This is a genomic window from Streptomyces sp. NPDC093094, assembly GCF_044754345.1.
Classification (GTDB): domain Bacteria; phylum Actinomycetota; class Actinomycetes; order Streptomycetales; family Streptomycetaceae; genus Streptomyces.
On record NZ_JBIVOX010000001.1, the window covers coordinates 292,641 to 305,467 of the forward strand.

General features: G+C 70.6%; 8 protein-coding genes and 1 pseudogene. 5 read left to right on the plus strand and 4 right to left on the minus strand.

Features of this window, described 5'->3' with window-relative positions:
• Window positions 1–117: 117 nt before the first annotated feature.
• Window positions 118–1,647: a helix-turn-helix domain-containing protein gene (locus ACIQGV_RS00945; protein WP_402488565.1), complete on the minus strand. Its 1,530-nt coding sequence runs from the start codon at window positions 1,645–1,647 to the stop codon at window positions 118–120.
• A 64-nt stretch (window positions 1,648–1,711) separates the two neighbouring features.
• Window positions 1,712–1,909, minus strand: coding sequence for a DUF4236 domain-containing protein (locus tag ACIQGV_RS00950; protein WP_402488567.1), 198 nt, complete (start codon window positions 1,907–1,909; stop codon window positions 1,712–1,714).
• Between the two features lie 333 nt (window positions 1,910–2,242).
• Between ACIQGV_RS00950 and acnA the strand changes: the two genes are divergently transcribed.
• The 5 genes and pseudogenes from acnA to ACIQGV_RS00975 all read left to right on the plus strand — a co-directional run bounded on the left by acnA (window position 2,243) and on the right by ACIQGV_RS00975 (window position 7,601).
• The gene (gene acnA, locus ACIQGV_RS00955; RefSeq protein WP_402488570.1) at window positions 2,243–4,957 is read left to right on the plus strand and encodes an aconitate hydratase AcnA; all 2,715 of its coding nucleotides are present in this window, start codon (window positions 2,243–2,245) and stop codon (window positions 4,955–4,957) included.
• A gap of 123 nt (window positions 4,958–5,080) precedes the next feature.
• Window positions 5,081–5,368, plus strand: coding sequence for a hypothetical protein (locus tag ACIQGV_RS00960; protein ID WP_402488573.1), 288 nt, complete (start codon window positions 5,081–5,083; stop codon window positions 5,366–5,368).
• 43 nt (window positions 5,369–5,411) lie between these two features.
• On the plus strand, window positions 5,412–5,957 hold the full coding sequence (locus ACIQGV_RS00965) for a hypothetical protein (protein ID WP_402488576.1): 546 nt from the start codon (window positions 5,412–5,414) through the stop codon (window positions 5,955–5,957).
• 78 nt (window positions 5,958–6,035) lie between these two features.
• Window positions 6,036–6,827 (plus strand): annotated as a pseudogene (locus tag ACIQGV_RS00970) (lytic polysaccharide monooxygenase); the annotation flags it as partial.
• Between the two features lie 321 nt (window positions 6,828–7,148).
• Window positions 7,149–7,601 carry a hypothetical protein gene (locus ACIQGV_RS00975; protein ID WP_402488580.1) on the plus strand — a complete coding sequence of 151 codons (453 nt, stop codon included), beginning with the start codon at window positions 7,149–7,151 and terminating at the stop codon, window positions 7,599–7,601.
• On the opposite strand, the gene ACIQGV_RS00980 is transcribed toward ACIQGV_RS00975, so the two are convergent.
• Entirely contained in the window at window positions 7,580–8,347 is a 768-nt protein-coding gene (locus ACIQGV_RS00980; protein WP_402488583.1) for a helix-turn-helix domain-containing protein, read from the minus strand. The two genes, ACIQGV_RS00975 and ACIQGV_RS00980, sit on opposite strands and share 22 nt — an antisense overlap.
• A gap of 473 nt (window positions 8,348–8,820) precedes the next feature.
• Window positions 8,821–12,564, minus strand: a complete 3,744-nt coding sequence (locus ACIQGV_RS00985; protein ID WP_402489461.1) for a GH92 family glycosyl hydrolase — start codon at window positions 12,562–12,564, stop codon at window positions 8,821–8,823.
• Window positions 12,565–12,827 lie beyond the last annotated feature (263 nt).

Below are 12,827 nucleotides of genomic sequence, written 5' to 3' on the forward strand. Positions count from 1 at the left end.
TGGCCTCTCGGTCCCGCCTCGAAGTCCCGGAGAAGCCCCGCAGGCACCACCGAATCCCCTCCTGGCATACATATATGCAGGTCAGGAGGGGTGCGGTGGCGTCGTTCCCGAAGGCTGTCAGATGTCCCGGAAGATCTCGATCTGTGCCCCGACGGAGTTGAGGCGCTCCGCGAGGTCCTCGTAGCCGCGGTTGATGACGTACACGTTGCGCAGCACCGACGTGCCCTCGGCCGCCATCATCGCCAGCAGGACGACCACGGCGGGACGGAGTGCAGGCGGGCACATCATCTCGGCCGCGCGCCAGCGGGTCGGGCCCTCGACCAGGACGCGGTGGGGGTCGAGGAGCTGGAGGCGGCCGCCGAGGCGGTTGAGGTCGGTCAGGTAGATGGCGCGGTTGTCGTAGACCCAGTCGTGGATGAGGGTCTTGCCGGAGGCGACCGCCGCGATGGCCGCGAAGAACGGGACGTTGTCGATGTTCAGGCCCGGGAACGGCATCGGGTGGATCTTGTCGATCGGCGCCTCCAGTTTGGAGGGCCGCACGGTGAGGTCCACCAGCCGGGTCCGGCCGTTGTCCGCGAAGTACTCGGGCGTGCGGTCGTGGTCGAGGCCCATCTCCTCCAGGACGGCCAGCTCGATCTCCAGGAACTCGATCGGTACCCGGCGCACCGTCAGTTCCGACTCGGTCACCACGGCGGCGGCCAGCAGGCTCATCGCCTCGACCGGGTCCTCGGAGGGGGAGTAGTCGACGTCGGCGTCGATGGCCGGCACGCCGTGCACGGTGAGCGTGGTGGTGCCGATGCCCTCGACCTTGACGCCGAGCTCCTCCAGGAAGAAGCACAGGTCCTGGACCATGTAGTTGGAGGAGGCGTTGCGGATGACCGTGACGCCGTCGTGCCGGGCGGCGGCCAGCAGCGCGTTCTCGGTCACCGTGTCACCGCGCTCGGTCAGCACGATCGGACGGTCGGGGCGGACCCCCCGGTCCACGACGGCGTGGTACTGCCCCTCGGTCGCGGCGACGTCCAGGCCGAACCGGCGCAGCGCGATCATGTGCGGCTCGATGGTGCGCGTGCCGAGGTCGCAGCCGCCGGCGTACGGCAGCTTGAAGCGGTCCATGCGGTGCAGCAGCGGGCCGAGGAACATGATGATGGAGCGGGTGCGCACGGCCGCCTCGGCGTCGATCGCCGCCATGTCCAGCTCGGAGGGCGGCACGATCTCCAGGTCCACCCCGCCGTTGATCCAGCGGGTGCGCACGCCGATGGAGTTCAGCACCTCCAGCAGGCGGTAGACCTCCTCGATGCGGGCCACCCGGCGCAGCACCGTGCGGCCCTTGTTGAGCAGCGAGGCGCACAGCAGGGCCACACACGCGTTCTTGCTCGTCTTGACGTCGATGGCGCCGGACAGCCGGCGTCCGCCGACCACCCTCAGATGCATCGGGCCGGCGTAGCCCAGGGAGACGATCTCGCTGTCGAGGGCCTCCCCGATGCGGGCGATCATCTCAAGGCTGATGTTCTGGTTGCCGCGCTCGATGCGATTCACGGCACTCTGGCTGGTTCCGAGCGCCTCGGCGAGCTGCGTCTGTGTCCAGCCCCGGTGCTGCCGGGCGTCACGGATGAGCCTGCCGATGCGTACGAGGTAGTCGTCTGCCATGAGGGTGAGGCTATCTCAGATATGAGATGGCGCCCGCCGGGGGGTCCGTTCGGGTGACGCCTCGTCAACGTCGCCCGGAGGACCGGGTGCGACGCCATCCGAAAGGTCCGGGCAAATCCATCGATGTCGTACGACGTCCGGTGCTGCTGCGCGTGTGCCGCGGGCCGTGCCGGCCGCCGGTGGTGAGGGACCAGGAGCGGCGGTTGATGTTCAGCCGTACGCCGGGAAGGATCCGGAAGCTCTTGCGGAACGTCAGGGGCATCTGTGCCTCCCGTCGGGGTCGTGTCACGGAGGCGGTCGCCTCCCTGCCTCTCGGGTACCCCGGCTCCGGGCGGTGATGACCGTGTCCGGTCAGATCTTCGCGCCGGTGCGCGGAGACGCACGCCACAGGCGTGACGGCACACCGCCCGGGCTCTGGGCATGACCATCCCGCCCCCATGTACTAGAGTTATCTCGACATCGAGATATCTGCCGAGGCGCACCGCAGCCGCCACCCTAGTAAGGTTTACCTAACTTAGCCTTACCTTAGCGGATCGGCCAAGCCGGCGTGGCGGCAGGATGCGGTGGTACGCGCACATCAATGAAGGAGACTGTCGTGTCGGCGAACAGCTTCGACGCCCGCAGCACGCTGCAGGTGGGCGACGAGTCGTACGAGATCTTCCGGCTGGACAAGGTCGAGGGCTCCGCGCGCCTTCCCTACAGCCTGAAGGTGCTGCTGGAGAACCTCCTCCGCACCGAGGACGGCGCGAACATCACCGCCGACCACATCCGCGCCCTCGGCAGCTGGGACTCCCAGGCCCAGCCGTCGCAGGAGATCCAGTTCACGCCGGCCCGCGTGATCATGCAGGACTTCACCGGCGTTCCCTGTGTCGTGGACCTCGCGACCATGCGTGAGGCCGTGAAGGAGCTCGGCGGCGACCCGGCGAAGATCAACCCGCTGGCCCCGGCCGAGCTGGTCATCGACCACTCCGTCATCGCCGACAAGTTCGGCACCAACGACGCCTTCGCCCAGAACGTCGAGCTGGAGTACGGCCGCAACAAGGAGCGCTACCAGTTCCTGCGCTGGGGCCAGACCGCCTTCGACGAGTTCAAGGTCGTCCCCCCGGGCACCGGCATCGTCCACCAGGTGAACATCGAGCACCTGGCGCGCACGGTCATGGTCCGAGGCGGCCAGGCGTACCCCGACACCCTGGTCGGCACCGACTCGCACACCACCATGGTCAACGGACTCGGCGTCCTCGGCTGGGGCGTCGGCGGCATCGAGGCCGAGGCCGCCATGCTCGGCCAGCCGGTCTCCATGCTGATCCCGCGCGTCGTCGGCTTCAAGCTGACCGGCGAGCTGCCCACCGGCACCACCGCCACCGACCTGGTCCTCACGATCACCGAGATGCTGCGCAAGCACGGCGTCGTCGGCAAGTTCGTCGAGTTCTACGGCGAGGGTGTGGCGGCCACGAGCCTCGCCAACCGCGCCACCATCGGCAACATGTCGCCGGAGTTCGGCTCCACCGCCGCGACCTTCCCGATCGACGACGAGACGCTGAACTACCTGCGTCTGACCGGCCGCTCCGCGCAGCAGGTCGCGCTCGTCGAGGCGTACGCCAAGGAGCAGGGCCTCTGGCTGGACCCGAAGGCCGAGCCGGACTTCTCCGAGAAGCTGGAGCTGGACCTCTCCACGGTCGTCCCCTCCATCGCCGGCCCGAAGCGCCCGCAGGACCGCATCGTCCTCGCGAACGCCGCCCAGCAGTTCGCCGCCGACGTCCTCAACTACGTCGACACCGCCGACGAGGCGGGCAAGGAGTCCTTCCCGGCCTCCGACGCCCCGGCCGCCACCGACGGCGTCCCGACCAACCCGGTCACCGTCACCGCCCCCGACGGCTCGACGTACGAGATCGACCACGGCGCGGTCACCGTCGCGGCCATCACCTCGTGCACCAACACCTCCAACCCGTACGTCATGGTCGCCGCCGCCCTGGTGGCCAAGAAGGCGGTCGAGAAGGGCCTGACCCGCAAGCCGTGGGTCAAGACCACCCTCGCCCCGGGCTCGAAGGTCGTCACCGACTACTTCGACAAGGCGGGCCTGACCCCGTACCTCGACAAGGTCGGCTTCAACCTCGTCGGCTACGGCTGCACCACCTGCATCGGCAACTCCGGCCCGCTGCCGGAGGAGGTCTCCAAGGCCGTCAACGACCACGACCTGGCCGTGACCTCGGTCCTCTCCGGCAACCGCAACTTCGAGGGCCGGATCAACCCCGACGTCAAGATGAACTACCTGGCCTCCCCGCCGCTGGTCGTCGCGTACGCCCTCGCGGGCTCCATGAAGGTGGACATCACCAAGGACGCCCTGGGCATCGACCAGGACGGCAACCCGGTCTTCCTGAAGGACATCTGGCCCTCCGAGGCCGAGGTCAACGACGTCGTGGCGAACGCCATCGGCGAGGACATGTTCAACAAGTCCTACCAGGACGTCTTCGCGGGCGACGCCCAGTGGCAGTCGCTCCCGGTCCCGACCGGCAACACCTTCGAGTGGGACGCCGAGTCCACCTACGTCCGCAAGCCCCCGTACTTCGAGGGCATGGGCATGGAGCCGGCCCCGGTCTCCGACATCACCGGCGCCCGCGTCCTGGCCAAGCTGGGCGACTCGGTCACCACCGACCACATCTCCCCGGCCGGCGCCATCAAGGCCGACACCCCGGCCGGCAAGTACCTCACCGAGCACGGTGTGGAGCGTCGTGACTTCAACTCCTACGGCTCCCGCCGAGGCAACCACGAGGTCATGATCCGCGGCACGTTCGCCAACATCCGCCTGCGCAACCAGATCGCGCCGGGCACCGAGGGCGGCTACACCCGCGACTTCACCCAGGCCGACGCGCCGGTGTCGTTCATCTACGACGCCTCGCGCAACTACATCGACCAGGGCATCCCGCTGGTCGTGCTGGCCGGCAAGGAGTACGGCTCCGGCTCGTCCCGCGACTGGGCCGCCAAGGGCACCGCGCTCCTCGGCGTCAAGGCCGTCATCGCCGAGTCCTACGAGCGCATCCACCGCTCGAACCTCATCGGCATGGGCGTGCTGCCGCTCCAGTTCCCGGAGGGCGCCACCGCCGAGTCCCTCGGTCTGACCGGCGAGGAGACCTTCTCCTTCGCGGGCGTCGAGGAGCTCAACAACGGCACCACCCCGCGCACGGTGAAGGTCACCACCGACACCGGCGTCGAGTTCGACGCGGTCGTCCGCATCGACACCCCCGGCGAGGCGGACTACTACCGCAACGGCGGCATCATGCAGTTCGTGCTGCGCAGCCTGATCCGCAAGTAAGGTCAGGGCCCGGCCTCTCAGGGCCGCATCTCCCACGGGAGGTGCGGCCCTGCGCCGTACGCGGCGACCCGCACACACCCGGCCGCGAAACGAGAGGAAGGCACCGCTGCGGACGCCGAACAGGTGCGAGCCCTCGTCGAGGTGCTGCTCGACCCCGGCGCGGACATCGGCGGCCGGGACGACGCCGCCATGGACCTCTGGGCGACGGACGACCCCCGGGCACGCGCGGCCCTGCTCCACGTGGCGGGCGACACGGACGCGCCCGACATCGTGCGGGCGAGCGCCGGTGAGTCGCTGGGCCGGATCGCGGTCGCGACGGGCCGTCCGCTGACGGAGCCCGAGCGGTCCCGGCTCACCCCGGAGGCCCGCCACGAGTACGACGTCTTCCACGACCACGCCCTCGGCCGGTGACCCCGGCCTTCCCGCGCCGGTTCCCCTCTGCCATGATCCGGCCATGCCTGACGCAGAACCGCCTGTCTACGAGGCCCGTTTCGGCTTCGACCGCCGCACCTCGCTGGTCGTTCTGATCTGTGCCGTGTTCACCGCCTGCGCGTTTCTCCCCGACATGCCCCCGGGCATCCGGATCGCGAGCCTCGTGCTGTTCGGCGGCGGCGGACTGGTCATGGCGGCCGGCGCGCTGACCCGCAGGGTCGCCCTGCGCGTCGACGCGAGCGGCGTGCTGCTCGGCGGGTCGCCGCTGCGGTACCGGGCCACCACCGCGCACGTCCCCTGGAAGGACATCGAGGCGGTGGCGCTGTGGAGCCAGAGCGTGCCGCACTCGTCGATCCCGTACGTCGGGCTGGTGCGGCACGAGGGTGCGCCGCCGCTGCCCGGCCCCCAGGGCCGTACGGCCCGCGCCGTCGGCGGCGCCCTGGTTCCCGTGCCGTTCGAGGTCCTCATGGCCTCCCGTGCCGTCAACGGCTGGCGCCTCGACACCCCCCGCCTCGCCGCCGCCGTCACCCACTTCGCCCCCCACGTGCGCATGGTCGGCCGGCACTGACCCCGCCGCCCGCCCTCACCCGCACACCTGCACCCGCCCGCCACCCCGTCGCCTCGGCCCTGCCGCCTGCCGCTCCGTCTGCGCTCGGACGGCGCGGGCCGGACCCGCGGGTTCGTGCCGGACGGCTCGCTGTGCAGCGGCGGCAACCCCGCTTTCACCGGCTTCGACATCCCCCGGGCCGACTGGCCGCTGACCCACCTCACCTCGGGCGCCACCGTCGACTTCTCCTACAACGCCTGGGCGGTGCACCCGGGCTGGTTCCGCGTGTACGTCACCAAGGACGGCTTCGACCCGGCCCGGCCCCTCACCTGGGACGCCGTCGAGGACCAGCCGTTCCTCACCGTCGACCACCCGCCGCTGAACGGTTCCCCCGGCACGGTCGAGGCCGACTACTCCTGGACCGGCAGGCTCCCGGACGGCAAGTCGGGACGGCACCTCATCTACATGGTGCGGCAGCGCTCCGACAGCCAGGAGACCTTCTACTCCTGCTCGGACGTCGTCTTCGACGGCGGCAACGGCGAGGTGACCGGCATCCACGAGCCGGGCAACCCCACCGAGCCCGTGCCCGGCACCTGCTCCGCCACCCGGCGCACCACGGGCAGCTGGTCCGGCGGCCACCAGTCCGAGGTCACCGTCACCAACACCGGTGACGTGCCGATGCTCGGCTGGATGGTCGACTGGACACTGCCGGAAGGCCGGCGGATCGACAGCCTCTGGAACGGCAGCGCCACCTACACCGGGCAGGACGTCATGGTCCACAACGCCGGCTGGAACGGCTCGCTCGACCCGGGCCGGAGCACGACGTTCGGGTACGTCGTCTCCGGATCCGGCGGTGACACCACGACGACCCTGCCCTGCCGGGTCGGCTGAGCCGGACCGGACCGGACCAGCCGGTCCTGCCGACCCGGTTCACCGGGGGCGGGCCCGACGGGAGGCGCGAGCCGCAGCCCGCCGGGCCCGTTGCCGCCCCGCGAGCTGCCGTGGGCCCCGGAAGAGCGGTCTCCGGCCCGGCAGGAGGGCTGCCGGCCCCGGCGGCCGGACGGAAACGACACCCGACGGCCGGGCGGAAACGACACCCGGCGACCGGGCGGAAACGACACCCGGCGACCGGGCGGAAGCGACACCCGGCGACCGGCCCCTCATTCCCCGCGGGGAATTGTCCGCCCCCGTCCCGCGCCGGAGGATCTCGGTGTGCAGCGACCCGCCGAGAAGGAGACGCAGATGCCCGGCATCGACCCGCAGGACCTGGCGCGCGACTACATCGCGCAGTGGAACATCGAGGACGCCGCCGAGCGCCGCGCCGCCGTGGAGCGGCTCTGGGCCGAGGACGGCACCCACGTCCTCCACCCGCCCGAGCAGATCAGGACGATCGCGGCGGGGCTCGGCTTCGACAGTCCCACCCTGCGCGCCCAGGGGCACGACGCCATCGAGACCCGGGTGACGCGCAGCCACGAGGACTTCGTGGTGAAGCAGGGGTACGCCTTCCGGTCGCGCGGCGACGCGGTCCGGCTCGACGGCGTGGTCAGGTTCGGCTGGGACGCCGTGTCCGCCGAGACCGGTGAAGTGCTCGGCGGTGGAACGGAGTTCGTGACACTGGACGACGACGGCCGGATCAGGGCCGACTACATGTTCCCGGGCGTCTGACCCGGATCGGCGGCGGCGGCCTCGAACAGCGCCTGAGCGGTCGCCGTGTCCGCCGGGAGGAACGCCTCCAGCTTGAGCTCGGCCAGCGTCACGTCGACGGCGGTGGCGAAGGTCGTCACCGTCGTCATCAGGTTCAGCTCGCCGTGGGAGGACCGCAGACGCAGGGGCACCGCGAACCCGAGCCGGCCGTCGGACGGCGCCGGCTCCGGCACGTACCCGGTGAGTTCGGCGCGCAGCTCCGGCTGACCGTCGAGGCGTACCAGGATGTGCCGTGCCCACTCGGCGAGATTGAGGATGCGCGGGGCCACGCCCTCCGGGTGGAGGGCGAGGCGGTACACGTTCTTTCCCGGGCCGAGCAGTTCGGCGGCCGCCCCCTCGGTGATCACGCCGAACGCGGAGTTCGCGGCGATCAGCCCGCCGTGCTGGTCCACGACCAGGGCCGGGTAGGGCAGATGGCCGCGGACGATGTGGTCGATGGCGGCCCGTACGGGGGCCAGGACGGGATCGTCCAGGGAGCTCTCGGGGTAGACGGGCGCGTAACCGGCGGCGAGCAGCAGCTCGTTGCGCTCCCGCAGCGGCAGCTCCAGGGACTCGGCCAGCCGTACGACCATGTTCCGGCCGGGGGCCGACCTGCCCGACTCGATGAAACTGAGGTGCCGCTGGGTGGTGCCCGCCCTCAGTGCGAGGTCGAGCTGGCTGATCCGGCGGTGGGTACGGCGTTCACGAAGCGCTTGAGGGAAGTCCACGGACCCGATGTAAGCGCGGGAGCGGGCGCCACGCCATTCCTCGAAGGGAATGACCGTCACGCCGTGCGTCGCCCGCCCCGCCGTCCCGTCCCTCACAGGGAAACACCGGGGGACACCCTCAGGGGCCGGCGCCCTCCGCGCGCTCCCGGCTCGGGGCGGACCCGGTGGCAGGGAGCCGTGGGCCACCGGGTCCGCGAGCCGGACGGGCCATGGGCCGAGGCGGCCCCCGGGGGAGCGGCCTGTCCGGATGACGCAGTGGTTCGTGTCGGCAACGCGTACGCGACAACGTTGTCCTATGGCCTGTACATGACTCTACCGTCGGACAGGACAACGATGTCAACCCACATGGCCGATCACCTCCGGACCCGTCGGCGCCGACGGCTCCGGGGCGGGCCGCGACGGGTCCGGGGCCGGGCCGCGACGGACGGGGGACGCGTCACGGTGCACGCGCCCCCCGAACCGGGATCCCGCCCTCAGGCCAGCAGTTCGACCTCCGACACGGCCGCCTCGCCGTCGATCACGAGGCGGTACCTGTCGAACGTGCCCGCGGACCCCACGGAGAACGCCCGGGTCTGCCGGTCCCACCGGAAGGACTCCCCGGAGCGCTCGTCCAGGGTCGTCCAGGTGGTGCCGTCGTCCGAGCCCTGGAGCCGCCAGGCCGTCGGCGCCTTCGTGCGGTCGGCGGGCGAGGTGAGCGTGTACTGCACGGCCCGGGTCCGGCCGGACACCGGCAGGTCGACCGTCGAGACGGCCGCCTCCGTGGCCGACGTGTCGTCGAACAGGGCGCCGGAGCCCTTGAGGACGTCCGCGCGCGGCGACGGCACACGATCGTCCTGCGTGATGGAGACAGGGGCGGCGGAGCGTCCCGTGCCCCACGACGACGGGCGCGGCCCCATCCCGAACTCCAGCTCGCCGCCGCGCGCCAGCAGCGCGTGGGGGAGCGCGGTCGAGCGCCACTTGACGCCGTTGAACCGCACGTCCTGCACGTACACGTTGCGCGCGCTGTTGCGCGGCGCCTTCACGACCAGCTTCCTGCCGTTCTCCAGGTGCACGGTCGCCTTGGTGAACAGCGGGGAGCCGATGGCGTACTCGCCGCTGCCCATGACCAGCGGATAGAAGCCGAGCGCCGAGAACAGGAACCAGGCCGACTGCTCGCCGTTGTCCTCGTCGCCGTGGTAGCCCTGCCCGATCTCGCTGCCGGTGTAGAGCCGGGAGAGGACCTCGCGGACCTTCTCCTGCGCCTTCCAGGGCTCGCCGGCCGCGTCGTACATGTAGATCGCGTGATGGGCCACCTGGTTGGAGTGCCCGTACATGCCCATCCGGACGTCGCGCGCCTCGGTCATCTCGTGGATGACTCCGCCGTACGAGCCGACGAACTCGGGGGAGGCCGTCTCGGGCGTGGCGAAGTACGCGTCGAGCTTGTCGGCGAGGCCGGAGCGGCCGCCGTAGAGGTTGGCCAGGCCCCGGCTGTCCTGCGGGGCGGTGAAGGCGTAGCCCCAGCCGTTGGTCTCCGTGTAGTCGTGGCCCCACACACGGGCGTCGTACTTCGCGGAGTCCACCCGCCAGGAGCCGTCGGCGGCACGGCCCTGGAAGAAGCCGGCCTTCGTGTCGAAGAGGTTGACGTAGTCCTGGGCACGGTCGAGGAAGTACGCGGACTCCTCCTTGTAGCGCTTCTCGCCGGTCTCCCGGTACAGCGCCTGGCCCATCCGCGCGATGCCGTAGTCGTTGAGGTAGCCCTCCAGCGCCCAGGAGAGGCCCTCGTGGGTCTCGGTGGAGGTGTAGCCGCGGAAGGGCGAGGTGGCCATGCCCTTGCGGCCGACGCCGGAGGCCGGCGGCACCACGGTGGCGTTCTTCACGGCCGCGTCGTACGCCGCCCTCGCGTCGAAGTCGACGCCCTTGACGTAGGCGTCCGCGAACGCCACGTCCGAGGAGGTACCGGTCATCAGGTCGGCGTAGCCGGGGGAGGACCAGCGCGAGGTCCAGCCGCCGTCCTTGTACTGCTGGACGAACCCGTCCGCCATCTCGCCCGCCCGGGAGGGCGTCAGCAGCGAGTAGGCGGGCCAGGTCGTGCGGTAGGTGTCCCAGAAGCCGTTGTTGACGTACACCTTGCCGTCGACGATCTTCGCGCCGGTGTGCGTCGGGGTGTCCGGGCCCGGCATCGGCGAGAACGGGGAGGCGTACTTGTACGTCGAACCGACTTTCTCGAAACCGGAGTTGGGGTACAGGTAGAGCCGGTACAGGCTGGAGTACAGGGTGGTCAGCTGGTCCGGCGTGGCGCCCTCGACCTCCACCTTGCCGAGGATGCGGTCCCAGGCACGCCGGGCGCCGGAGCGGACGTCCTCGAAGGACGTGCCCTCGGGGATCTCCTGGCGGAGGTTGTCCTTCGCCTGGTCGATGCCGATCAGGGAGGTCGCCAGGCGCAGGGTGACGGTGCGGTCGGGGCCGGCGTCGAAGCGCAGATGTCCCTTGACGCCGCTGGAGGCGCCGTCCAGGACCGGCTTGTCGAACGTGCCGTACACGAACAGGCGGGTCGCCCCGGTCGACAGACCGGACTTCACGTCGGAGTAGCCGGTGAAGGTGCCGCTGTCCTTGTCGAGGGTCAGGCCCGCCTGGTCGGTGACGTTGTCGAAGAGCACGCTCGCGTCGTCGCCGGGGTAGGTGAAGCGCAGCACGGCCGCGTGGTCGGTCGGGGTCATCTCGGCCTTGAGGCCGTTCTCGAACGTCACGCCGTAGTAGTGCGGCCGGGCGGTCTCGTTCTCGTGCCGGAAGGCCAGCTCGCGCGCCTCGCGGCCGGTGTCCGGGGTGCCCGTGGCGACGGACGGCATCACCTGGAAGGTCTGCCGGTCGCCCATCCAGGGGCTCGGCTCATGGCTGGCGCTGAACGCCTGGATCGTCGGGAGGTTGTCGGCGTTGTTGCCGCGCGCGTAGTCGTACAGCCAGCTCAGCGAGCCCGCGTTGGTCACGGGGGTCCAGAAGTTGAAGCCGTGCGGCACGGCCGTCGCGGGGAAGTTGTTGCCGCGGGAGAACCCGCCGCTGGAGTGGGTGCCCCGGGTGGTGACGGCGTAGTCGGACAGATGGGCCTTCGGCCGTTCCTTCGGTACGGCCTTCAGCGTCACGTCGTCGAGCCAGCCGCGGAACTTCGCGGGTCCCGCGGGGGAGTCGTAGGCCACCAGGATCCGGTCGACGGTCCTCCCGGCCGCGACCGAGCCGATCCGGGAGGCGACGTGGTTCCACTGGTTGACGTAGAGGATCTTCGCGTCGCCCTGCCCCCGCGGGCTGAGGGCGAACCCGTGCCGGTCGCGGGCCCCGAGGCCGCTCAGCCGGGTGCCGTCGGTGAACACGAGGTCCACGGCCACGTTCGTGGCGTCGTAGTCCCGGTCCCCGTCCGCCATCGACGGGAAGATCCGGTACGACAGCTCGGTGTCGCGGCCCACGGCCACGTCCACGTCGAAGACCTTGTTGTACGAGTACGCCCGTCCGTCGGCGGTGTGCCGTCCGGCGTAGCGCAGCGCCCGCTTGCCGGTGAAGCCCGCGCCCGCCTTGGCGGTCGGTGAGCCGCTGGGGCCCCGGTCGACCAGCGAGAGCATGTCCTGCGGCACCGGGCCGTCGCTGCCGCCGACCGAGAACTGCACGTCGGCGAGCTGGGTGATGGTGAGGGCGCCGTTGTTGCGGGTGATCTCCAGCCGGAAGTAGCGGTATTCAGCCGGTTCGGGGAGATTGTAGTTCTTTGTCTGGAAGCGTTCGGCGAAGGTCTCCCCGGTGCGGGTGTCGAGGGTCTTCCAGTCCGTGCCGTCGGCGGAGCCCTTCAGGGTCCAGTCGCGGGGGTCGCGCTCGGCGTAGTCGTTGGCCGAAGTGAGGGCGTACGTCGTGAGTTTGACTGGTTTGTCCAGTTCGAACTCGGTCCATCCGGCCGGCTGGAAGACCAGCCACTTGGTGCTCGGCTCGCTGTCGACGAGGTTCTCCTTGACCTCGCCGCCGCCGGTGTTCTCGCCGCTGGCCCGGACGTCCGTGACATGGTCGGTCACATTGCCCGGAATGCCGCTGCTGTACCCGCCGTCCACACCCGAGGCGCGCTTGGTGCCGTCCGCGTCGGTGTCGACGGTGTTCAGCCAGTCCGGTGCCGGATCGCCCGCCTCGAAGGAGGACGCGAACTCCCGGTCCGCGGCCTTCGGTTCCTGCGGCAGGGCGACCGCCGCCCCCTGTGAGCCCACCGTCAGCGCGAAGACGGCGGCCAGGGCGGCGGCCGCCGGACCCCCTCTGTGCCGAACTCTGTGCACAAGCCCTCCCTGTGCATTGGACAACGTTGTCAGATTCGGTGCCAGGGTCCAGTAGGGGCTCAAGTGCCGAGGCATGTCAAGGGTGTTGAATGGGGCGTCCGGGGGTAATGTCGCGGATTTTTCCGGCAAGGGGCGCAGGCCCGGCGGATATTTCCGTGAGGTCTCAACTCGGAAAAGACCGGCGGCCAACCTTGCATTCGATC